This window comes from Roseibium sp. (assembly GCF_048261595.1).
In the GTDB taxonomy this organism is placed as follows: Bacteria; Pseudomonadota; Alphaproteobacteria; order Rhizobiales; family Stappiaceae; genus Roseibium.
Genome location: NZ_JBLXFW010000001.1, coordinates 461957 through 485238 on the forward strand (window position 1 = coordinate 461957; position 23282 = coordinate 485238).

Here is a 23282-nt window from a genome sequence, read left to right on the forward strand (position 1 = left end):
GCGTCCTGAAGGACCCTTGGAATTTCCGCGCTTCGAACACTTCCGGGCGTGACAGGTCGGCGCGAAGCCGCACTCCCAACCCCTTGGAACAATCGGCGGGTAGGTAACATACTTTGCACCCCTTGACCAGCCGGTCCGAGCCGCGCGGACGCGGCCAGGATTCTCTTCGCCAGGATTTCGATTTTTCTTTTTAAATCATGGCCATGCCGCCATTGACGTGAAGCGTCTGCCCGGTGACATAGGCCGCCTCGTCGCTGGCGAGATAAATGGAAGCCGCCGCAATTTCATCTGCAGTGCCCAGACGACCTGCCGGAACACTCTGCAGAATTGATTCCTTCTGCTTGTCGTTCAGCTCGTCCGTCATGGCAGTCTCGATGAAGCCAGGCGCGATGGTGTTGACGGTGATGTTCCGGCTGGCAACTTCGCGCGCAAGCGACTTGTACATGCCGATCATGCCGGCCTTTGCCGCTGCGTAGTTGGTCTGACCCGGATTGCCGGTGACACCGACAACCGAGGTGATGCCGATGATGCGGCCGGCACGGCGCTTCATCATGCCCTTGATCGCAGCCCGGCAGAGGCGGAAACCAGAGGTCAGGTTCACTTCCAAAACCTGGTCCCACTCATCATCCTTCATGCGCATGAAGATGTTGTCGCGGGTGATACCGGCGTTGTTGATCAGGATGTCGACCTTGCCAAGCACTTCCTCGGCGGCCGGAAGCAGCGCATCGACCGCCGCGCGATCCGACAGGTTCGCAGGGGTCACGAACGCGCGCTCACCGAGTTCGGCTGCAAGCTCCTCGAGCTTCTCCTTGCGCGTTCCAGACAGGGCGACAGATGCCCCTTGAGCGTGAAGAGCGCGCGCGATTGATGCGCCGATCCCGCCGGTCGCACCGGTCACAAGAGCAGCCTTGCCCTCAAGGTTGAACATGATCATTTCCTTCCTTTGGCTCTGGCCATCGGGTCTGGCGTTCGGATCCGCCAAACTCATTGACCGGATGCCTGTCACAAATCAGCCGTTGAGCTTCTCGATCAGGGCATCGATATCTTCCGGCGCGTTCACCGCGATGCCGGAGGCGTCCTTGGCAATGCGCTTGACCATTCCGGTCAGGACCTTGCCGGTACCAACTTCGACGAAAGTGTCAACGCCGTTTTCAGTCAGCCAGGTAACGGATTCCCGCCAGCGAACGGTCCCGGTCACCTGTTCGACCAGGCGGTTGCGGATTTCAGCGGCATCAGTGATCGGACGCGCAAGAACGTTTGCGACCAGCGGCACTTTCGGCGATCGGATTTCTGCTTCCGCGAGAGCTTCGGCCATTGCGTCCGCAGCCGGCGACATGAGAGCGCAATGGAATGGTGCGCTGACAGGCAGAAGGACCGCACGGCGCGCGCCCTTGGCCTTGGCGATCTCGATGGCACGTTCGACTGCACCGACATGGCCGGAAACCACGACCTGCCCGGGCGCATTGTCATTGGCCGCCTGGCAGATCTCGCCCTGTGCGGCTTCCTCGGCAACTTCGCGCGCTGCATCGAAATCGAGACCGAGCAATGCAGCCATCGCGCCCTGCCCGACCGGAACGGCATTCTGCATGGCATCGCCGCGAACGCGAAGCAGACGCGCAGCCGTGCCGATATCAAGCGATCCCGCAGCAGCAAGTGCGGAATACTCGCCAAGCGAATGTCCGGCCACAAAGGAAACGGAAGCTGCCAGATCGAGCCCCCTGGCTTCCAGAACCCGCATCGTTGCGAGGCTGACCGCCATCAGTGCAGGCTGGGCATTGGCGGTAAGCGTCAGATCCGTATCGGGACCGTTCCACATGACATCGGAGAGCTTCTGGCCGAGGGCGGCATCCACTTCTTCAAAGACCGCGCGCGCTTCTGCGTAGGTATCGGCGAGAACCTTACCCATGCCGACAGCCTGGCTGCCCTGACCGGGGAATGTGAATGCGATGCTCATTATGGGACGCGCCTCCGTCGCCGGACTGTATTGTTATTTGTTTCGAGGGGATAGTGCCCTCTAGTACTCGGCAAGGCTCACCATTGCGCGCAAGCCGGTCGCCGTTCCATCTCAGGCGCGAGGCTATGGTACGGACGGCCGCCCCCTGTCAAGACCTGCCCCTGTCCAGACCGGGCTTTTTACGGGAAACTGTGAGGATTACGCTAGGTCCGTGATCAGCTCTCACAGGCTGCGTGCAGGCCGGCACCGGAAACCGACGCAAGCCATTCGGCCCACATTTACGGCGATGGGGACACTCCGGCCGCCAAACAACCGCTCCGCTTTGCAGGCAAGGCATCAGATTTCATGTTTTTCGATTGCATCTGACCTATACTGGTCCGCAAACGCCGGTTGACGCTGCAACGAGCCAGGATCGCCAAATCGCATTTTGAGCGTTTTCGCTGCGTCCCGGCACTTGCATTTGCGCGAAATTCGCGTATACCCCGCGACGCAACCGGGCACTTGGCCGGGGGCTGAACGGAAGGGCGTGCAAACGTCAGGGTGCCTCAAAAATACCCGTCTTCCCGTGTCTCCGCTCTCGTTTTAGAATTCTCGTTCCTTTCCGGAGGTCACGAGGAGGCTTCGCGCCAGTGTCCGAATTGAAACCAAGGAAAGGCTTTTCCATGCCTCTTTACGAGCACGTGTTCCTGGCTCGCCAGGACGTTTCGGCCCAGCAGGTCGAAGCCCTCGTCGAACAGTACAAGGGTCTGATCGAAGCTGGCGGCGGTACCGTCGGCAAGATCGAAAACTGGGGTCTGCGTTCTCTCGCATACCGCATCAAGAAGAACCGCAAGGCTCACTACACCCTGATGAACATCACTGCTCCGCATGCAGCGGTTGCCGAGATGGAACGCCAGATGGGTCTGAGCGAAGACATCCTGCGCTTCATGACCTTCAAGGTCGAGGAACTGGACGAAGAGCCGTCTGCAATGATGCAGAAGCGCGACCGCGACGACCGTCGTGGTGGCCGTGGCGATCGTTTCGGCGGTGGCGAGCGCGGCGGTGACCGCGGTGGCCGTGGTGGTGATCGGGGCGAGCGCGCTCCGCGTCGTGCAGAAGCGGAGTAAGAGATCATGGTTGATATTGCACAGCTTCCGAGCCGTCGTCCGTTCTTCCGTCGCCGGAAGACCTGCCCGTTCTCCGGCGCAAACGCTCCGAAGATCGACTACAAGGACATCCGTCTGCTGCAGCGCTACATCTCCGAGCGCGGCAAGATCGTTCCGAGCCGCATCACCGCAGTTTCTGCAAAGAAGCAGCGTGAACTGGCCCGCGCCATCAAGCGCGCTCGCCTGCTCGGCCTTCTGCCTTTCGTGATCAGCTAAGCTGATCTGATCAAAAGCCCGGAACACGTTCCGGGCTTTCCCGGATTGGGGCCGACCGGACTTCAAGTGCTCGGCCTCTAACCGCTGGACTGACGAAAAGATCAGCCGCGGGACAGACCGCAGGAGTTATTCCAATGCAAGTTATCCTTCTCGAGCGCATCGCCAAGCTCGGTCAGATGGGCGACACCGTCCGCGTCCGTGACGGCTATGCCCGTAACTTCCTTCTGCCGCAGGGCAAGGCTCTTCGTGCGAACAAGGCGAACCTCGCCAAGTTCGAAGAGCAGCGCTCGCAGCTCGAAGCACGCAACCTGGAGCGCAAGTCCGAAGCCGAAGCTGTTGCTTCCAAGCTCGATGGCGAAACCCAGGTCATGATCCGTTCCGCTGGTGAAACCGGCCAGCTCTACGGTTCCGTTTCCAAGCGCGACATCGCTGACGGCCTCACCGCTGCCGGCTTCACCGTGGCTCGCAGCCAGGTCGAACTGAACACGCCGATCAAGACCATCGGCCTTCACAACGTCCTGATCGCCCTGCACCCGGAAGTCGAAGTCACCGTGGTGATCAACGTTGCGCGTTCTGAAGACGAAGCAGTTCGTCAGGCAGCCGGTGAAGACCTCACCGCTCCGGAACAGGACATCTTCGAATTCGAAGAAGACGAAGAGCTGGAAGGCGAAGAAGCCGAAGCTGAAGCTTCTGACGAAGCTGAGGCCGACGAAGAAGCCTGATCCGGCTTTACCGTCCCATTCCAATGCCTTTGAAAACGGCGCCCATCGGGCGCCGTTTTTATTTGCCGTGCCTGTAAATATTAACCTTGACAGTTTTATCGATCATTACCTCTTCCACTCATGAAACGGCATCTCCGCAATTTTGCCGGGGACTGCAATTTTCCCAAGGTTTTCAACGTCTCCTGTGACCGGCGTGCCGAGTCGCCAAAATACCCGGCCGTCAAGTTCCTGCCCAAGATTTCCCCGATGATTTCCCACAGGCTGAGGGAATCGGAGTCAAGGTTTTTGATTCCTTGAAGCGATCGAAGACTTCCGTTTAATCGGAACCCAGTCGGGTCATCGGGGGACATCATGAAGGGCAAATTGCAGTCGGTGGAAGCAGAAGAAGCCACACAGCGCCTTGCACCACACAACGCAGAGGCAGAACGTCAGCTTCTCGGCGCCATTCTTGTCAACAACGAGACCTTCTACCGTGTTTCCGACTTTCTGGAGCCGCATCACTTCTTTGTCCCTCCGCATCAGGACATTTATGAGAAGGTCGGCCAGCTGATCCGGGCGGGCAAGACAGCCTCTCCGATTACCCTGAAGACGTTTTATCCGGCCGACACGAAAATCGCGGACCTGAGCGCGACTCAGTTTCTGCTGCGCCTTGCTGCCGATGCCGCCTCAATCATCAATGCCGAAGATTATGGCCGGACCATCTACGACCTTGCCCTGCGCCGGAACCTGATCCGCATTGGCGAAGACATGGTCAACATCGCTTTCGATGCGCCGATCGACGTGCCGCCGACCCAGCAGATCGATGACGCGGAACGTCGCCTGTTCGAACTTGCCGAAACCGGCAAGCGCGAAGGCGGGTTCGTCACGTTCGGTGACGCCCTGACGCAGACAATCGAGATGGCGCATTCGGCCTTCAACCGCGAAGGAGCGCTCTCGGGTATCTCCACGGGACTGCGCGATCTCGACAGCCTGATGGGCGGCTTGCAGCACTCGGATCTGATCGTTCTTGCCGGCCGACCGGCGATGGGCAAGACCTCGCTCGCGACCAACATCGCCTACAACATCGCCCAGGCCTATCAGGCCGAGGAGCAGCCGGACGGAACCATCAAGACCGTCAACGGCGGCGTGGTCGGCTTCTTCTCGCTCGAAATGTCGGCTGAACAGCTGGCCACCCGTATCATTTCCGAGCAGGCCGAGATCTCTTCCTCCAAGATCCGCCGCGGCGACATCTCGGAAGCCGAGTTCGAGAAACTGGCAGCATGCGCCCAGACCATGCAGACCGTTCCGCTCCATGTTGACCAGACCGGCGGCATTTCCATCGCCTCGCTGGTCGCCAAGGCACGCCGCCTGAAACGCCAGCGTGGCCTCGACCTCCTGGTGGTCGACTATATCCAGCTGCTCAGCGGATCGGCCAAGAACTCCGGCAACCGCGTGCAGGAAATCACCGAGATCACCACGGGCCTCAAGGCGTTGGCGAAGGAGCTGCATGTTCCGATCATCGCTCTGTCCCAGCTCTCCCGTCAGGTGGAATCGCGCGACGACAAGCGCCCGATGATGTCCGACCTTCGTGAATCGGGCTCGATCGAGCAGGACGCCGACGTTATCCTCTTCGTTTATCGCGACGAATATTACATCGGGAAGACCGAGCCGGAGGAAGGCACTCCGGAGCACGAGGTGTGGAAGGACAAGCTGGAACGCGCCAAGGGCAAGGCGGAAGTCATCATCGCCAAGCAGCGTCACGGTCCGACCGGCACGGTCAACCTGCACTTCGAGGGCCAGTACACCCGGTTCTCCGATCTCGCGCAGGACGAATACCTGCCCGAGCGCCACGAATAGGCCTCAGTCTTCGGCGATCTGGATTTTCAAAAGCCCGGCGACGACGGGTCATGGCTCATGCCCGCTGAATTGTGGGCATAGCAAGGCCGTAACCTGAGAGGCTATTCTTTCGGAACACATCGCCTCGGGCATCGATTCGACCGACCACTGCGGAACCGCGACATTGCAGGACGCTGCACATATTTCTGAAGACCTTTATGGCGGCCGGCTGACCATCGACCGGGATGCAATCGCGTCCAACTGGGCTTTCCTGAAGTCTCAGCTCAAGCCCGGCACCGAATGCGCTGCCACGATCAAGGCCGACGCCTATGGCACCGGCCTGACCGGAACCGCGGCGCGGCTCCGGGATGAAGGTTGCCGGACATTCTTCGTTGCTCTGCCCTCAGAGGGTATGGAGCTGCGCACCGCTTTTCCCGATGTGCGAATCTTCATTCTCGACGGCCTTTTTCCCGGCGCGGCTGAAATCTATGCCGACAACCGGCTGGTGCCCGTGCTGGGCTCGCTGCCAGAAGCCGAGGAATGGTCTGGTTTCTGCGGGGGCATCGGGACGCGCTTGCCCGCCGCGATCCACATCGATACCGGAATGAACCGTCTCGGCATGCGCCCGGACGAATTCGTGGCCCTGATGTCGGACACCGGCAAGACAGCCTCATTCGAGATCTCACTTTTGATGACGCATCTGGCTTGTGGCTCCACGCCCGAAAGCCCCATGAACCGGCACCAGCTTGCGCTGTTCAGTGAAACAACTGCCGCATACGCAGACATTCCCCGTTCAATGGCCAACTCCGCAGGCGTTTTCCTCGGGCCCGACTATCATTTCGACCTCGCCCGACCGGGTATCTCGCTCTATGGCGGCAAGGCAATCGACACTGTCGCCAACCCTATGAAGGCGGTGGCTATGGTGGCTGCCCGCGTGCTGCTGGTCCGCGATGTGCCAAAGGGCGAAACCATCGGTTACGGCGCCGCTGAAACTGCAAAGCGCGACATGCGGATTGCCGTCGTTGCTGCCGGCTATGCGGATGGGCTTTTGCGGCGTGGCGGCAGTACGGACGCTCGTCCCGGCGCATTCGGATGGCTGGCCGGTCATCGCCTGCCGCTGGTGGGCCGAGTCTCCATGGACATGATCGCACTTGATGCGACCGATATACCGGAAGGCCTTGTCCGGCGCGGCTGCCTTGTGGAAATGCTTGGCCCCAACGTTGCGGCTTCGGACCTTGCCGCTTATGCCGAGACCATCGACTACGAATATCTCACGGGCCTTGGCCGGCGTTACCTGCGCCGCTATCAGTCCTTGCCGGCCGCCTCGACGGCTTGAGGAGACACCAACGCATGGCGCGCCGTTCCAGCAGCTTCGTTTGCCAGTCCTGTGGCGCCATTTCCGGCAAGTGGACGGGACGGTGCGAGAGCTGCGGCGAATGGAATACCATCGTTGAGGAACAGACCGGCGGCGGTATCGGAGGCGGACCGGCGAAGACCAAGGCGCCAAAGGGGCGGGTCGTTCCCCTTGTTGGCCTGCAGGGTGACACCAAGGAAGCCCCTCGTATCCAGAGCCGTATCGCCGAACTCGACCGGGTCACCGGCGGCGGCTTCGTGCGTGGCTCGGCGCTTCTGGTTGGCGGCGACCCGGGTATCGGCAAGTCGACGCTTCTGATCCAGGCGGCTGCCGCCTTCGCGCGCCTTGGCCACAAGGCAGTCTATATTTCGGGCGAGGAAGCCGTCGGCCAGGTACGCCTTCGAGCGGAACGCCTCGGCCTTGCCGATGCTCCCGTCGCGCTGGCCGCTGAAACCAGCGTCGAGGATATTCTCGCGACCCTGCAGGCGAGCGAGCCACCGGCCCTCCTGATCCTCGATTCCATCCAGACGCTGTGGACCGACACGGCCGACTCGCCTCCTGGCACAGTCACCCAGGTCCGCGCCTCGGCACAGGCCATGGTGCGCTACGCCAAGAAACACGGCACCACGCTTGTGCTTGTCGGCCACGTCACCAAGGATGGCCAGATCGCGGGCCCCCGCGTCGTCGAACACATGGTCGATGCCGTTCTCTATTTCGAAGGTGACGGCGCTCACCAGTACCGCATCCTGAGATCGGTGAAGAACCGCTTTGGCGCGACCGACGAAATCGGCGTGTTCGAAATGACCGGCTCGGGGCTCTCTGAAGTCGCCAACCCATCCGCTCTGTTTCTGGGCGAAAGGTCGACCAATTCTCCAGGGGCGGCCGTTTTTGCAGGTCTTGAGGGTTCTCGCCCGCTGCTGATCGAGGTTCAGGCACTCGTTGCGCCCTCGCCGCTTGGAACACCGCGCCGCGCCGTCATCGGCTGGGACAGCGCACGCCTGTCCATGATCCTGGCGGTGCTTGAGGCCCGTTGCGGCGTCCGCTTTTCCCAGCACGATGTCTACCTGAACGTGGCCGGTGGTCTGAAGATCAACGAACCGGGGGCCGATCTGGCGGTGGCTGCAGCGCTCGTCTCATCGCTCAGCGGGCTTGCCCTTCCGCCCAATTGCGTCTATTTCGGCGAGGTCAGCCTCTCCGGAGCGATCCGACCGGTCGCCCAGGCGCAATCGAGGCTCAAGGAAGCCAGGAAGCTGGGCTTCGACAAGGCATTCTGCCCCAAGGGCAACCTGAAGGACGGAAGCAAATCTGAATTCGCGGCGACAGGCCTTGAGGAACTCGGGGAACTGATTGCCAAAATATCGGCTCGGGGCGGCGCTTCAGGCACTTCAGCCTGATTGACGACGTTTCAGGAACCGGACAACGCCGCGGGGACCAGACACCCGAACGGCTCGCACGAGGGATCGAACAGGAACATGCCGATCACGCTGCTCGACGGAATACTTCTCGTCATCATGCTCATCTCGGCGGTTTTGGCGATGATCCGCGGCTTTGTCCGCGAGGTCCTGTCGATTGCCTCCTGGGTCGCGGCTGCCATCGCAGCCTTCCTGCTCTACAAGCACGTCCTCCCCTACGCCCAGCAGTATATCTCGCATGAGCTGGTCGCCATGGGCGCATCGGCCGCAGCGGTCTTCATTGTCACGCTGCTGGTTGTCTCCTATATCACCATGCGAATTTCGGACTTCATCCTGGACAGCCGCATTGGCGCACTTGACCGCACGCTCGGGTTCGTTTTCGGCGCAGTGCGTGGCTTGCTGCTCGTCGTCGTGGCCATGATGTTCTTCAACTGGTTTGTCCAGCCGCAACAGCAGCCGAACTGGGTCCTGCAAGCCAAATCCCGACCGATCCTGATTTCGGTCGGTGAACGTCTCGTGGCAGTGCTCCCGGAAGATCCGGAACGAGCGATCATGGACAAGCTGCGCCAGAGCGAAAACAGCTCGCCCGCTGGCGCCGAAGGTGAGAGTGAAGAAGCCGGATACAGCGCCTCCGAGCGCCAGGGTCTTGAGCAACTCACCACCGGCGGCAACTAAATATACAGTCCTGCCGGCGATACTTCCGGCGGGCAGACAACAAGTCGGCAATACAAGGAGCTTCGCCATGCAGGGCGAGACCGAACTCAACGAGCCTTTTGACCCGTATGCGGACAGGCTCCGCGAAGAGTGTGGCGTTTTCGGCATACTCGGTCATGAAGACGCAAGCGCCCTGACCGCGCTCGGCCTTCATGCCCTGCAGCACCGCGGACAGGAAGCAGCCGGCATCGTCACCTACGACAATGACCAGTTCCGCGCCGAGCGCCATCTGGGCCTCGTCGGCGACCATTTCTCCGAGGCGGCCACCATGGCCCGCCTGACGGGCATGAGTGCTGTCGGCCATGTGCGCTACTCGACCACCGGCGAAACCATCCTGCGCAACGTCCAGCCGCTCTTTGCAGAGCTGGAAGGCGGCGGGATCGCGATCTGCCACAACGGCAACTTCACAAACGCCCTCTCGCTGCGCCAGGAACTCATCCGCGACGGTGCGATCTGCCAGTCGACTTCGGATTCCGAAGTGGTCCTGCAGCTCGTAGCCCGCTCCCGCGAGCGCAAGATCGTCGACCGTTTCATCGATGCCATTACCAAGATGGAAGGCGCTTATGCGCTGGTGGCCCTGACTGCGAAAAAGCTGATCGGCGCCCGCGATCCCTTCGGCATCCGGCCGCTGGTTCTGGGCGATCTCAATGGCGCCCCGATCCTGGCCTCCGAAACCTGTGCCCTCGACATCATCGGTGCGACCTTCATCCGTGAGGTCGAAAACGGCGAAGTGATCGTCTGCAGCCCGAGCGGCATCGAGAGCTATTTCCCGTTCGGCAAGAAGCCGGCACGTCCCTGCATCTTCGAATACATCTATTTCTCGCGTCCCGACTCCATCGTCGGCGGCCGCAGCGTCTATGACGTACGCCGCGAGATGGGCCGTCAGCTCGCCCGTGAGTCCAGCGTCGACTGCGATGTCATCGTTCCGGTGCCGGACAGCGGCGTTCCGGCGGCCATCGGCTTCAGCCAGGAAAGCGGGATCCCGTTCGAACTGGGCATCATCCGGAACCACTACGTCGGCCGGACCTTCATCGAACCGACCCAGCAGATCCGGAACCAGGGCGTGAAGATGAAGCATTCGGCCAACAGGCCGATCATCAAGGGCAAGCGCGTCGTACTGATCGACGACAGCCTCGTGCGTGGCACGACGTCGGTCAAGATCGTGCAGATGATCCGCGAAGCCGGTGCTGCGGAAGTCCACTTCCGTCTCGCCTCCCCCCCGATCCGCTACTCCGACTACTACGGTATCGACACGCCGGAGCGCGAAAAGCTGCTGGCCGCACGCTACAACCTCGAAGAGATGCGCAATTACATCGGCGCAGATAGCCTCGCTTTCCTGTCCGTTGACGGAATTTACCGGGCGATGGGCTATGAGGGCCGGGACAACGAGAACCCGCAGTTTACCGACCACTGCTTCACCGGCGACTATCCGACACCGTTGACGGACCTGTCGGAAGATCGCGACTTCGTGCGTCCTCCGCGCCTTGTCGAAGCGAGCTAAGGGTCTCCGATGTCTCAGGAATTCAAGGATCGCGTCGCGGTCGTGACCGGCGCATCGCGCGGTATCGGCTATCAGCTTGCCAAGGAACTCGGCCGGCGTGGTGCCCATGTCATCGCCATCGCAAAGACCGTTGGCGCTTTGGAAGAACTGGATGATGAAATCCGCTCGTCCGGCGGAGAGGCAGCGACCCTGGTGCCGCTCGACCTGACCGATTTCGATGCCCTCGACCGTCTTGGCGCTGCCATCTACGAGCGCTGGAAGAAGCTCGATATTCTGGTCGGCAATGCCGGGCAACTCGGCGTCCTTTCGCCACTCGGACATATCAGCCCGAAGGACTTCGAAAAGGTCATGTCCGTCAACGTGACTGCCAACTGGCGCCTGATCCGATCGCTGGATCCCTTGCTGCGCCAGTCGGACGCAGGTCGCGCGGTCTTCATGACGTCACATCATTCTCGTGAAGCGACACCGTTCTGGGGTCTGCAGTCGATCTCGAAGGCCGCTGTCGAGGCACTGGCGCGCACCTATGCCCATGAAACCGAGAAAACGCCACTGCGGGTCAATCTCTTCGATCCGGGGCCAGTGCGCACGGGTCTGCGCGCAAAGGCGATGCCTGGAGAAGATCCGGCAAAGCTGCCGCAGCCGAAGGATGTCGCGCTGGACCTGATCAAGCTGCTCGGCGCCGATGTGACGGAAACCGGCAAGCTTTATGACCGGAGCTCAGGGAGCTTCATCGCTCTGTGACGGTCAGCGTAACAGGCTCAGCAAAAAAGCGCGAACCGCAAGGTCCGCGCTTTTTTAATGCCTTCATACTGAACCTGATCCAGGTCGGTCAGCTCAGCGGTGAAAATGAGCGTTCCGTGATCTCAAGAATCTCGTCGAATATATCCGGACCACTGACAATCACTCTTGCACCGTTGTCGAGTGCTGCGACTGCGTCATAGGCTGCGACCCGTCCGCCGGCTTCCGCGGCAATCAGCATGCCCGCCAGACAATCCCAGGCATTCATGTGCGCCTCGACATAGCCGAGCAGACGGCCGGACGCGGCATAAGCCAGCATCAATCCACCGGAAGCATTCCGGAAGAAGACGCCGCCCCTTGCGACCAGCGCCTCGATGCAATTGACCGCGTCAGAAGTTGCCGTCCGGCCATTGAAGCCGACGCCAAGAGAACCCTCTGACAGGCTGGTGCTGTCACTGACCTTGATCGGGCGGTCGTTGACGAAAGCACCCCTTCCCTTGCCGGCGCGGAACGTTTCGTCGGCATTCGGGTCGTGAATGACGCCAAGGACGGTCTCGCTCTCATGGACGCAAGCGAGGATGACGCACCACTGGGGAATACCGGAAACGAAATTCGCGGTCCCGTCGATCGGGTCGATGACCCAGGTGAACCCGGAGGTTCCTTCGACACGGCCATGCTCTTCGCCAACAATGCCGTCACTGGGAAACGTTGCCGCAATCTCATCGCGGACAAGGGTCTCGACGTCCCGGTCCGCCTCGGAGACGAGATCCTGATGCCCTTTCTTGGAGACGGTGAGTTCATCGAGGCGCCGGAAGTAGTCCATGCCCAGTTTTCCAGCCTTGCGGGAAAGGGCAACGGCGAAATCTAGCCGGTCAGGCGTCATCGAAAACCTCCAATACAAGAAAGGCCGGGATGCCCGGACGGGCATCCCGCTATCAAAATGCTAGGGAGCGAAGATTATTGAATCTTTCGCTTCTTTTTCACTGCGTAGGGATTGTCGCCCTTGCGGTAGGAGAACCGGATTGGCGTACCCTGAATATCAAAAGTTGCCCGCAAATTATTGACAAGATAGCGGGTATAGCTTTCCGGCAACTGCTCTGGCCGGGAGGCAAAGGCAACAAAGTGCGGCGGGCGTGTCTTGGCCTGCGTCATGTAGCGCAGTCGAACGCGGCGTCCGGCTACCGCGGGGGGCGGATGGTTGGCCAGGACCTTCTCGAGCCAGCGGTTGAGCCTTGACGTCGATACGCGAGCGTTCCAGGCGTCGTAGGCGGTGAAGACGCTCTCGATCAGGCGATCGATGCCCTGGCCCTGGATGCCGGAAAGCGTCACGATCTGAACGCCGCGGATCTGGTTGAAGTAGCGATCGTTCGCATCGCGGATCTTCTTCCAGGCTTCCTCGCGATCCTCGACCAGGTCCCACTTGTTGATCGCGATGACCAGCGCACGTCCTTCGCGCGCCACCAGATCGATGATCTGCAGGTCCTGCTTTTCGAATGAGATCGTGGCATCGAGGGTCACGACAACGACTTCGGCGAACTTGATCGCGCGCAACGCATCAGCGACGGAAAGCTTCTCGAGCTTCTCCTGAACGCGCGCCTTGCGGCGAATGCCTGCAGTGTCGAACAGCTTGATATGGCGGTCGCGCCAGGTCCAGTCGACGGAAATGGAATCGCGCGTGATGCCGGCTTCCGGGCCGGTGAGCATGCGGTCTTCGCCGAGCATCGTGTTGATCAGCGTCGACTTGCCGGCATTCGGGCGCCCGACGATCGCAACCCGCAGAGGACGCTCGACGGTTCCAACCGGTTCGTCCTCCTCGATCATCTCGCCGTCTTCATCGACGTCGAAATCGGTGCGGGCCACTTCAGCGGCCTGCGCGTCGTCGGCAGCCCGGGCCTCCTCCTCTTCCTCGACCCGGTCCACATGGGGCTTCAGGGCGTCATAGAGATCGGCTAGGCCTTCGCCATGCTCCGCGGAAATGGCAATCGGCTCGCCAAGGCCAAGCGAATAGCTCTCGTAAAGGCCGTCCGCCCCTGCCCGTCCCTCGGCCTTGTTCGCCAGAAGGATCACCGGCCGGGTGGTCTTGCGCGCCACATCTGCGAAATGCGCGTCGAGAGGCGTCACGCCCGCGCGCGCGTCAATGACAAACAGGACCGCGTCCGCCTCGCTGATGGCTTCCTCTGTCTGACGCCGCATGCGACCCTCGAGGGTCGCATTGTCGGCTTCCTCGAGGCCCGCCGTATCGATGATGGTGAACCGCAGGTCGCCAAGACGCGCGTCGCCGGGACGACGATCGCGGGTCACGCCCGGAGTGTCGTCAACCAGCGCCAGCCGCTTGCCGACCAGTCGATTGAACAAGGTGGACTTGCCGACATTCGGCCGTCCGATAATGGCGACTTTTGCGCCCACTTCATTTACTCCTGATAAGCCGCGCTGACCCGGCGTCCGGGTCAGTTGAATGCGGCGACGGCGTCATCGCCGTCCAACACGATCATGCGCCCACCGGCGATGATCGGGGTCACGTAGACCTTGGTCTTCACGTCATAAGTGGCCATGATCTTGCCCGATGCGGCATCGACCATTGCCATGCGTCCGTCGCTGGATACAGCCACTAGGGCTCCATTAGCAAGCACCGGGCCTGCCCAATTGCGTCTTTGCTTCTTTTTTTCCGGACGCGGCAGGGCTGTCGACCAGAGCGTTTCGCCGCTCTTGCGGTCCAGCGCGACCATCCGGTCATCAAGATCGACCATGAACAACGCGCTGCCGGAGACGACCGGAGTGTGAACGGAACCGAGATCCTGTTCCCACTGACGCGTTCCCGTCTTCAGGGATGACGCGATCGTACGGCCTGCCACACCCGTGGTGTAGACGGTATCGCCGGAAACGATCGGGCTGGCCGATACATCGGACAGGCCAGACACTGCAAGTGTGCGGAAACCGCGCGCCACGCCGTCGATCCAGGCCGGTTCGCCGGTCTTCATGTCGAGGGCCATGATTTCACCGGACGAGAACGGAACGATGACCCTGTTGCCGGAAATCGCTGGGCTTGCCGAGGACAGCACGCCAGCCGTTTCCTCGATGCCGACGTAGTTCCAGGCCTCGGTCCCATCGGACTGGTTGAGGGCGTAGACCTCGTTTGACTGGCTGACCACGACCACGAGGCCATTGCCTGCAACAGGTGCACCGCGGGCCGGCGTCGCCAGTTCGGCGGTCCAAAGGAGCTGCCCGGAACCCGCATCGAGTGCCGAAAGCGAACGATAGCCTGTAGCGGCGTAGACAACGTTGCCGGAAACGGCAACGCCACCACCCGGCGCAACGTCCTTTTCACCTTCGGGCCGCAGCGAACGCGTCCACACACGAGCGCCGCCTGTCGTCAGCGCAACGACTTCGCCGTTGGGCTTGTAGACATAGACACGGCCACCTGCGCTGACCGGACGTGCGGAGGCACGCAGTGCGTCGGAAGTCAGGCTGCCGCCGGCCGACCCGATCTGGGCCCTCCAGGCGCGATTGCCGGAAATACTGACGGCGACATTGCCCGGGTCGTTGGTAAGGCCGCCACCGGCTGTGGGCCAGTCTTGCCCGCCGGTTGCGTTGCCGATGGAGGCGGCACGCGCAGCAGCGACTGCAGCAGGGTCGGCACCTTCGAACACGGGCTGACGCTCGCCGGGAAGGATCTTTTCCTTCGAGAACGGATTAAGGCTTTCGGAGAACTCCGAGACGCTACCGCAACCGCCCAGCGCGAGGGAAAGGACCGCGACGCTGCAGAACGAGCGCAGGCCTGACTTCAGGTTCATGAATGTCACTGGCCGTTCTCCGTCTTGGCGGTACCGGTTGTTCCGTCGATGACCTGCGTCAGGATCGAGACACGCTGAGCAACGTCTGTCGGCGTCGCCGGGTCATCGTTGAGCGCGGCGATCCATGTCCTGGCAGTTTCGATATCGCCCGCCTTCCAGGCGGCTACTGCGAGGATCTCACGAGCTGCGCTGCGGAAGGGTGCATTTTCGCCAGTCAGACCTTCTGCCCGGTCGGCAACTGCGGCGTAATCCTCGGTATCAACCGCAATATAGGCGGCGCGCAGGCTGGCAATGTCGCGCAGGCCAGCATCGACACTGCTGTCTCGGGAGATGTCGTCGAAAGCGGCAAGGGCCTCGGTCGTGCGCTCGTCACGAACCAGATCGGCGGCCTTTCGCAGGTGAGCGATTGCCGGATATCCGCCGGTCGCATCCGCCAATTCCGCAAAGCGCGCCTCTGCCGCCGCACTGTCCCCTGCCTCTGACAGCCGCACGGCATCAAAGAAGGTATCGCCAGCTGCCTGCGACTTGGTTTCCTGCCAATGAAGCCAACCGCGATATCCGCCGGTGCCGACAACGATCAGTACCGCCACGGCGATGAGCCAAGGGCCGAAGCGATCCCAAAGCCGACGGTACTTCTCCTGGCGGATGTCTTCATCGACTTCACGAAAAATATCGGACATGCGTGTCTTGTTCCTGCATTGATTGGCTTACTCGCATCCGCTCCGGCACCCACCGTTGCGGGTGGAAACGAAAGGCGCGCCACATTATCCCCTCGCCCCCTGAGAGGCAAACGCCGGTTAGGCTCTCTTTTCAACGGTTTGATGGCGCAAGTGAGGCATTCGCAACATAAATGCCGGTCGCCCGCGCCCGATCAGATGTGATTACGTCAAGGGATAGCCAATGACAAGCTCGTGTCCCTTCCAAACGAAGAGACCGTACAACACCAATCCGGCCAAAATGACGAGGACCTCCAGGTATGGCCGGCTTTCGTCCAGATGCATCGCGACCGCACCGCTTTCTGCGGGTCGACGCTTCAGCGAGATCCGGTCGATGACGGCCCAGGCCAGAAAACTGCCGAACAGAACCACCGACGCAAGGTCTCCGCGCACCAGCAAATGCGAAAAAGCCCATAGTTTCACCGCCACAAGCATAGGATGCCTGAAGGTGCGCTTGATGCGACCTTGAATATAGGCCGCGATCAACAGAATGAAGACCGGGATCATGAACAGCATGACCACGTGACGGGTCCATTCGGGCGGATCGTAGAGAACCGGCAGATCTTCGAGGCGGGCTTCTCCGTAGCCAACAACGATGAAGTAGAGTCCGATCGCGGAGATCAACGAGAAGGCAACACGGTACAAGGCTGACCCGAGCAATCCGATCAGCCGCTTCCGGGCAAGCGTGAACATGGGCAGCACATGAATGCCGAGAAAGATGATCAGGCCAAGTACCAGCGTATTCATTCAGATCCTCCCCAAGCTGCTTTCGAGACGACAGTCCGCAAACATGAGGGGAAGGTCAAGCCGCCTGCCACGCCAACGTTTCGCAGCGCCATGCCCGCTTCTCCGCTTTCGCCGCAACCGTGAAGCGGATCGATCTATTCAGCTACCCCAACCAAGCAAAGTTGAAATATTATGTTCATACTTCATTAATCATCAAATATAACATTTTAAAAAAATATGTTTTTACCTCTTCTACGCACTACAGGCTTTGCGCAATACTTTATTCAGAATTGAAGGCTAGTATTTGTAACAATTGCAAATCTCAGGATGAATGGAATGTCGGAAGTTCTGGCCATGACCGAGGAACGACGAAACAACAATCGGAAACGGACCCTGAAAGCAGGCCGGATCGTTTTTGGCGGTCTGTCACAGGTGTTCAACTGCACCATCCGCAACACCAACGAGACCGGAGCACTGCTGACGCTGCCGTCAACGCTCGGCGTACCGGGCTCCTTCCTCCTCTACATCGACAACGAGTCGACCCGCCGCCCTGTGGAAGTGGTCTGGCGCAGCGAGGACAAGATGGGCGTTCGATTTACCGGACCGGCAGAAAGCACCATTCGGCGGGCCTCCTGACGCTCCGCGCTACGATCTTGCCATCTCGAACGAAAAACGGCAGCGGTCTCCGCTGCCGTTTTTTTTGTGGCACTCAGCGCAGCATTGCCGCTGCTTCGTCCCGGCCAAGCGCAGCCGGCCGTTCGCAAGGTGTCGAGATGTCGATGAAGTTTCCGGTCTCACCGGACTTCAGGATTGACGTCATGACATCGACGGCGTGCAATGCCCGGTCGAGGGAGCAGCGGTAGTCACGACCTTCCGTGATCGCCTGAGCCATATCGGCCAGCCCCGCAGCCCGGTAGTTCGCCATCTTGCCCTGGGCGTGATCCTGGTTCGGAATGCCGAAAGGATGCCCGTCATCGGCCAGAGTCTCTGCCGTTCCCGTCCGGTCGGTCAGGATGACATCACCGCCGAAGAAGTTCGGATCCGGCACGTAAAGCGAACCCTCAGTTCCATAAAGCTCCATGTTCTTGTGGCGATGAGCCCAGACGTCCCAGCTTGCCGACAGGGTGATCGTCGCACCGTTCTCGAACTCCAACAACGCATGGATGTTCGTCGGCGTCTTGACCGGGACCTCCTCGCCGGCACGAGGCTGGCTCGAGATCTTGCGCGTCGGCGTCGCCATGGAGGTGAGTGCTGCGACCCGTTTCACGGGCCCCACCAGATTCACCAGGTTGGCGATGTAATAAGGTCCAAGGTCGAGGATCGGACCGCCCCCAGGCAGAAAGAAGAAGTCCGGGTTCGGATGCCAGTGCTCCATGCCATGGCTCATCACATGACAGGTTCCGGCGGTGATCTTGCCGACACGGCCATCGTCGATGGCCTTGCGGGCCCTTTGATGAGCGCCGCCCAGGAAGGTATCCGGAGCTGACCCGGCCTTGAGCCCCTTCTCGGCCGCGAGCTTCTGCATTGCACGGCCGTCTTCCAGCGTCAGCACCAGCGGCTTTTCCGAATAGACGTGCTTGCCGGCAGAAAGGATTTCCTTGGAGACCGGCCAATGGGCATCCGGTATCGTCAGATTGACGATGATATCGATGTCATCGGCCTTCAACAGGTCGTGAACGGTCATCGCCCGCACGCCGAATTCCTGACCACGGGCCTCCGCAGCACCGCGGTTCAGGTCTGCGCAGCCCCGGATTTCCATCCCCTTGAAGAGCGGAATGAACTTGAAATAGGTAGTCGAGATGTTGCCGCATCCGATGATGCCGACACCAAGTGTGTCACTCATGATCTTCCAACCTTAATAGTTCTTGGCCGAAGCGATCGACCGTTTCGCAAATCTGGTCGCATCGTTGGGCTTGTCGTGTTCCATGACGAAAAGACGGGCCGGTGTGGACTTGAGAGCATCCATGATGCCGTTCCAGTCCATCGTACCGTGGCCGACATCCGCCCAGCCATCCTCGTCGGCGCATTCGCCGTCACTGGCGATATCCTTGACGTGGGCTGCCGTGATCCGGCTGCCGTACTCCTTGATCCATGCGATCGGATCGGCTCCCCCGCGCACGATCCAGGCAATGTCTGCTTCCCAGCTGATGCTCGGAGCATTGTCCAGAATGAGCTTCATCGGAATGGAGCCGTCCGGAAGAGCCTCGAACTCGAAAGCGTGGTTGTGCCAGCCGAATTCATAGCCCAGCGCCGAATAGCGTTCATGCAAGGCCTCGAGACGCTTGGCGAAGGCGATCCAGCCCGCAGCGTCTGTGGGGCGTTCCTCGACCACGATATGCGGGCAGTAGATCGTCTTGATGCCCAAAGCCTCTGCGATCCGGACTACCTGGTCCTGATCCTCTTCGAGCATTTGCAGAGAGAAGTGGCCGGACGGCATGGAAAGACCGGCCGCATTCAGCGCAGCCTTCGTCGCATCGAGGTCCTGATAAACGCCGCCATATCCCTCAACCTGGGCATAGCCGGCCTCGGAGAGCATCTTCAAGGTGCCATCAAGCGGCGGAAACTCGCGTGCGCTGTAGAGCTGGAAGGAAAAAGCAGTCATTTCAAAAAGCTCCTGTTTGATGTTGACCAGATCCCTTTCGCGCCGTCAGGCCCGGGAACTGGAATAAAGGTTGCGTATCGTAAGGCTTCGGAGGATCTCCCCCGGTGGTCGTTTCCCCATGTCTTCGAGATCGAGGGACACGGGCCTCCCAGGCAGCAAAGTGAGAACATTGTCTGAGAACCGCACCGGAAGGTCGGTTTCCAGGGTCACGAACAAGGCTGGCCTGTCGGTTGCGAGCGTCACGACAGATCGCCCATCAACCTCTTCAACAGTCGTGGTGATGTCCGGTTTGTGCAGGTCCAGGCCCTTGTAGGCGGCCGGCATGACGTGATCCCAACCCGACAGACCGCATGAGCTCTGCCACCTGTAGACAGTCAGTCCGGTGGCGTCCGGGTAAGCGGCAGTCTCCACCGGAAGATCAATGGCACGGTCAGCAGGGACGCTGGCACGACCCTCGCAGAAGATCTCGTGGCTCCCCTCGAAGCTCCAGCGTTCAACCTGGTAGGTTACCTCGACAGGATCGGCGCCATCGTTGACCGCTGACAACCGCAATCCACCGTCCTCACTTGGCAAAGCGAAGACCTGGACGGGCGAAAAGAAACGGCGAGCCATGTAATGCAAGGCCTTCCAGCCGCCGCCATAATCAAGACTGGACCATGATGCGACCGGCCAGGTGTCGTTCAACTGCCAGTATAGAGCGCCCATGCAATGGGGTTTGAGGGAACGCCAATACTCAACGGCCGTGCGGATCGCCAATCCCTGCTGGACTTGCGAGAGATAGACGAAATTCCCGAAGTCGGACGGAAAGCGGAAATAGCGGAACATGGTTTCGGCAATCCGAGCATTGCCACCGGCGTTTTTCTGATGCGACTCCATCACCGGCGAGGCGATGTTCATGTCGTCATCAGAGGCAAAGGTCCGGATCACCGACATGGATGGAAACGACTGGAACCCGAATTCGGAGCAGAACCGCGGCGAGACGTCCCGGTAGTGGGCGAAGTCCCTGCCCTCGTGCCAGACCGACCAGAAATGCATGTCGCCAGAGGTATCGTCATGCCAGGCATCGCCGAACGACATCGGTCCCGGCGACGGACTTGATGGCCACCAGACCGCTTCAGGCAGAACGGACTTCAGGGCATTCTCGATGGTACGGTTGAGGCGATCATAGGCAACGAGATATCGATCCCGGTTCTCGACCGATTCCTTGAACCAGGTCAGCGCACCGATCAGTTCGTTGTCGCCGCAGAAAAGAGCGACCGAGGGATGCGAGGAAAGGCGGACCGACTGCTCGCGCACCTCCTGCTCGACGTTCGCGAGAAACTCGGGCGTGGCCGGATATAGATTGCAGGCGAACATAAAGTCCTGCCACACCAGCAGCCCGTGCTCGTCGCAATAGTCGTAGAACCACTCCGACTCGTACTGCCCGCCACCCCAAACGCGGATCATGTTCATATTTGCCGCAAGCGCCGACGCCAAAAGATGTTCGGTCTTTTCCCGCGTGATACGGCCAGGCAATGCATCTGCCGGGATCCAGTTGGCTCCGCGGCAGAAGATCTCGCGGCCATTGACCGACAGACAGAACCGATGTCCGACCTCATCCGCATCGGTGATCAAGCGCAGATCCCGGAAGCCGATCCTGCGCGTCTGGCACGCAGATCCGACGCTGACAGACAATTCATGAAGCGTTTGCCGTCCGTGCCCTGCGGGCCACCAGAGGTCCGGCGCATTGACCATCAAACGCCGCTCGAACGTGTTTTCGCCAGCAGACAGCCAGATCCGTTCCTGAAGCCGAGCGCCCGCCACGGAAATAGAGAGATCCGTTTCGCCTGCCTCGATTGCCGCGGCAGTCAGCCGCAGCACGAGCTCGACATTGCCGTCGGAGTGACTCTGGGCTGTCGACAGGCTGGCGATCCGATAGTCGGCATTGGGAGCAATGGCGATATCGCCGTAGAGCCCGAACGGAGCGAGCGCGATGTTCCAGTCCCAGCCGAAATGGCACTGGCTCTTGCGCAGCATATTGCCGTTGCGAATGGGGCAGTTACCCGCATGGTAGGGAACATAGAACGGCTGCGCGTCCTGCAGGTTTTTGGCTTCAGCGATATTTGAGCTGAACCGGATCTCGATGCGGTTGCTCCCTGCCCGCAGAGCACCGCTCACATCAGCACGGAAAGACCTGAAAGCATTGGCGGCAGACAGCACACTGTGACCGTTGACACGGATCTCGGCGACCGTGTCGAGACCATCGACCTCGAGTGACCAGCCGTTGGCACAGAGCGACGGATCGGGCACGGAGAAGTCCCGGGACAGAATCCAGTCCCGCTCGGCAATCCAGCGCAAGTCATACTCGGCCCGCCCCTGATAGGGATCGCCGATCACACCTGCAGCTTCCAGCGCGCTGATCACATCGCCGGGCAGGTTCATCAAGACCACATGTTCACCGGTCTCGTCGGACAGTTGCCATTGTCCGTGCAGGCCGACCGGCTGCGGCATGTCGATATGGAGCGGATTGATGGTCATGATCGGGATCTGTTCCGCTCGTCGGTCTCGGCCGCCACCAGTACCCCATGTGCAGGCACAATGCCGGCTGCCATCACAGCAAGGCCTTGAACGTGAAACTGGGTGAGACGCTCTGCCATTCTTGTTGTCCGGTGCCCGCAAAGAAGTTGAAATCGGAAGGGAAAGCCTGCCGGACGGATGCTGGAGGATCGTAGACCCGTTCGGCAGGCTCTTGGGACCCGCCGCACTTGCAGGCCCATGACGTGACAGCTTGGACGGCAAGCTGCCTCAGATGCGCTCCTCCGTCGCTGCATCAAAGACTGATGCGTGCTGGAGATCGAAGGTGACGAAGACATTGTCACCGGGAATGAAGCGGGAGGTGCTTTCCGTGCGCACCGACAAGGTCTTCTTGCCCAAGCGCAGCCAGACCAGACTGTCGGCACCCATGGGTTCTTCCAGTTCCACGGTGGCGGAAAGGTATGGCCCTGAGGTCGGCTCGCGCGTCACCGTCAGATGCTCCGGGCGAACGCCGAAGACGACCTTCTGGCTGTCCCGCATCTGCCCCTCGGATTCGTAACCCTCGAGCGGAACCTTGAGGCCGTCTCCCAGGTTGACCGAGTAGACACCGCCCTGCCCTTCGACCACGGCATCAAGGAAGTTCATCGACGGCGAGCCGATGAAGCCTGCAACGAACAGGTTGACCGGCTTGTTGTAGATGGTCAGCGGATCGTCCAGCTGCTGTATGATGCCGCCCTTCATGACAGCGATACGGTCAGCCAGCGTCAGTGCCTCGATCTGATCATGGGTCACGTAGATCATGGTGTTGGTCAGGTTCTGGTGCAGGCGCTTCAACTCGACGCGCAGCTCCGCACGCAACTTCGCATCGAGGTTGGAAAGCGGTTCATCGAACAGGAAGACATCCACATCGCGAACCAGGGCCCGACCGATGGCAACGCGTTGTCGCTGGCCACCGGAGAGCTGGGCCGGCTTGCGCTTGAGCAACGGCTCGATCTGCAGGATTTCCGCCGCCCGCTGAATGCGGGCAGCGATCTCGGCCTTCGGCAAGCCGGCGATCTGCAGGCCGAAGGACAGGTTTTTCTCGACTGTCATCTGCGGGTAAAGCGCGTAGGACTGGAACACCATGCCGATGCCGCGGTCCTTGGGCTCTTCCCAGGTGACGTTCTTGCCCTTGATGAAGATCTGACCATCAGAGACGTCCAGCAGTCCGGCTATGCAGTTCAACAGGGTCGACTTGCCACAGCCGGACGGCCCGAGCAGCACGAGGAACTCACCGTCGTTGATATCGAGATTGAGGTTTTCCAGAACGCGGATCGAACCGAAGTTGAGGGACACGTCCCGAATGTTGACACTTTCCATGGA

The 23282-nt window shown here is 60.6% G+C and carries 22 protein-coding genes; 10 read left to right on the forward strand and 12 right to left on the reverse strand.

Features of this window, described 5'->3' with window-relative positions; translation table 11 throughout:
* Positions 1 to 190: 190 nt before the first annotated feature.
* Both fabG and fabD read right to left on the reverse strand, forming a co-directional pair.
* On the reverse strand, positions 191 to 928 hold the full coding sequence (fabG, locus tag ACN0SY_RS02010; RefSeq protein ID WP_417684087.1) for a 3-oxoacyl-[acyl-carrier-protein] reductase: 738 nt from the start codon (positions 926 to 928) through the stop codon (positions 191 to 193).
* A gap of 81 nt (positions 929 to 1009) precedes the next feature.
* Entirely contained in the window at positions 1010 to 1954 is a 945-nt protein-coding gene (gene fabD / locus ACN0SY_RS02015) for an ACP S-malonyltransferase (RefSeq protein ID WP_417684088.1), read from the reverse strand.
* Between the two features lie 662 nt (positions 1955 to 2616).
* On the opposite strand from fabD, the gene rpsF reads away from it, so the two are divergent.
* The 9 genes from rpsF (at position 2617) to ACN0SY_RS02060 (ending at position 11574) form a co-directional block, all read left to right on the forward strand.
* Entirely contained in the window at positions 2617 to 3060 is a 444-nt protein-coding gene (gene rpsF, locus ACN0SY_RS02020) for a 30S ribosomal protein S6 (RefSeq protein WP_417684089.1), read from the forward strand.
* Between the two features lie 6 nt (positions 3061 to 3066).
* The gene (gene rpsR, locus ACN0SY_RS02025) at positions 3067 to 3315 is read left to right on the forward strand and encodes a 30S ribosomal protein S18 (protein ID WP_145340733.1); all 249 of its coding nucleotides are present in this window, start codon (positions 3067 to 3069) and stop codon (positions 3313 to 3315) included.
* Positions 3316 to 3449: 134 nt separating this feature from the next.
* Positions 3450 to 4037, forward strand: coding sequence for a 50S ribosomal protein L9 (gene rplI, locus ACN0SY_RS02030; protein ID WP_417684090.1), 588 nt, complete (start codon positions 3450 to 3452; stop codon positions 4035 to 4037).
* Between the two features lie 351 nt (positions 4038 to 4388).
* Complete coding sequence (locus ACN0SY_RS02035) at positions 4389 to 5873, forward strand: replicative DNA helicase (RefSeq protein ID WP_417684091.1); 1485 nt, start codon at positions 4389 to 4391, stop codon at positions 5871 to 5873.
* A 163-nt stretch (positions 5874 to 6036) separates the two neighbouring features.
* Positions 6037 to 7188, forward strand: a complete 1152-nt coding sequence (alr, locus tag ACN0SY_RS02040; RefSeq protein WP_417684092.1) for an alanine racemase — start codon at positions 6037 to 6039, stop codon at positions 7186 to 7188.
* Between the two features lie 14 nt (positions 7189 to 7202).
* Complete coding sequence (radA, locus tag ACN0SY_RS02045; protein WP_417684093.1) at positions 7203 to 8600, forward strand: DNA repair protein RadA; 1398 nt, start codon at positions 7203 to 7205, stop codon at positions 8598 to 8600.
* 78 nt (positions 8601 to 8678) lie between these two features.
* A complete protein-coding gene (locus ACN0SY_RS02050; RefSeq protein WP_417684094.1) occupies positions 8679 to 9293 on the forward strand; it encodes a CvpA family protein in 615 nt (204 codons plus the stop codon).
* A 67-nt stretch (positions 9294 to 9360) separates the two neighbouring features.
* Complete coding sequence (gene purF / locus ACN0SY_RS02055; RefSeq protein WP_417684095.1) at positions 9361 to 10833, forward strand: amidophosphoribosyltransferase; 1473 nt, start codon at positions 9361 to 9363, stop codon at positions 10831 to 10833.
* 9 nt (positions 10834 to 10842) lie between these two features.
* Positions 10843 to 11574: an SDR family NAD(P)-dependent oxidoreductase gene (locus tag ACN0SY_RS02060; protein ID WP_417684096.1), complete on the forward strand. Its 732-nt coding sequence runs from the start codon at positions 10843 to 10845 to the stop codon at positions 11572 to 11574.
* An 88-nt stretch (positions 11575 to 11662) separates the two neighbouring features.
* Here the strand turns inward: ACN0SY_RS02060 and ACN0SY_RS02065 are convergent, their stop codons facing one another.
* The 5 genes from ACN0SY_RS02065 to ACN0SY_RS02085 all read right to left on the reverse strand — a co-directional run bounded on the left by ACN0SY_RS02065 (position 11663) and on the right by ACN0SY_RS02085 (position 16825).
* The gene (locus ACN0SY_RS02065) at positions 11663 to 12454 is read right to left on the reverse strand and encodes an inositol monophosphatase family protein (protein WP_417684097.1); all 792 of its coding nucleotides are present in this window, start codon (positions 12452 to 12454) and stop codon (positions 11663 to 11665) included.
* Positions 12455 to 12528: 74 nt separating this feature from the next.
* Positions 12529 to 13977, reverse strand: coding sequence for a ribosome biogenesis GTPase Der (gene der, locus ACN0SY_RS02070; protein ID WP_417684098.1), 1449 nt, complete (start codon positions 13975 to 13977; stop codon positions 12529 to 12531).
* Positions 13978 to 14018: 41 nt separating this feature from the next.
* Positions 14019 to 15362 (reverse strand): PQQ-binding-like beta-propeller repeat protein, encoded by a 1344-nt coding sequence (locus ACN0SY_RS02075; RefSeq protein WP_417685847.1) that lies wholly within the window; start codon positions 15360 to 15362, stop codon positions 14019 to 14021.
* Between the two features lie 5 nt (positions 15363 to 15367).
* Entirely contained in the window at positions 15368 to 16042 is a 675-nt protein-coding gene (locus ACN0SY_RS02080; RefSeq protein WP_417684099.1) for a tetratricopeptide repeat protein, read from the reverse strand.
* A gap of 201 nt (positions 16043 to 16243) precedes the next feature.
* Complete coding sequence (locus ACN0SY_RS02085) at positions 16244 to 16825, reverse strand: NnrU family protein (RefSeq protein ID WP_417684100.1); 582 nt, start codon at positions 16823 to 16825, stop codon at positions 16244 to 16246.
* 315 nt (positions 16826 to 17140) lie between these two features.
* On the opposite strand from ACN0SY_RS02085, the gene ACN0SY_RS02090 reads away from it, so the two are divergent.
* Positions 17141 to 17440, forward strand: a complete 300-nt coding sequence (locus ACN0SY_RS02090) for a PilZ domain-containing protein (RefSeq protein ID WP_417684101.1) — start codon at positions 17141 to 17143, stop codon at positions 17438 to 17440.
* 73 nt (positions 17441 to 17513) lie between these two features.
* Here the strand turns inward: ACN0SY_RS02090 and ACN0SY_RS02095 are convergent, their stop codons facing one another.
* The 5 genes from ACN0SY_RS02095 to ACN0SY_RS02115 all read right to left on the reverse strand — a co-directional run bounded on the left by ACN0SY_RS02095 (position 17514) and on the right by ACN0SY_RS02115 (position 23279).
* Complete coding sequence (locus ACN0SY_RS02095) at positions 17514 to 18647, reverse strand: Gfo/Idh/MocA family protein (protein ID WP_417684102.1); 1134 nt, start codon at positions 18645 to 18647, stop codon at positions 17514 to 17516.
* Between the two features lie 12 nt (positions 18648 to 18659).
* Entirely contained in the window at positions 18660 to 19406 is a 747-nt protein-coding gene (locus ACN0SY_RS02100) for a sugar phosphate isomerase/epimerase family protein (RefSeq protein WP_417684103.1), read from the reverse strand.
* Positions 19407 to 19451: 45 nt separating this feature from the next.
* Positions 19452 to 21923, reverse strand: a complete 2472-nt coding sequence (locus ACN0SY_RS02105; RefSeq protein WP_417684104.1) for a beta-mannosidase — start codon at positions 21921 to 21923, stop codon at positions 19452 to 19454.
* Positions 21920 to 22042 (reverse strand): hypothetical protein, encoded by a 123-nt coding sequence (locus ACN0SY_RS02110; protein ID WP_417684105.1) that lies wholly within the window; start codon positions 22040 to 22042, stop codon positions 21920 to 21922. The genes ACN0SY_RS02105 and ACN0SY_RS02110 overlap by 4 nt, the downstream gene beginning before the upstream one ends.
* Positions 22043 to 22190: 148 nt before the next feature.
* Positions 22191 to 23279 (reverse strand): ABC transporter ATP-binding protein, encoded by a 1089-nt coding sequence (locus ACN0SY_RS02115; RefSeq protein ID WP_417684106.1) that lies wholly within the window; start codon positions 23277 to 23279, stop codon positions 22191 to 22193.
* Between the last annotated feature and the right edge of the window lie 3 nt (positions 23280 to 23282).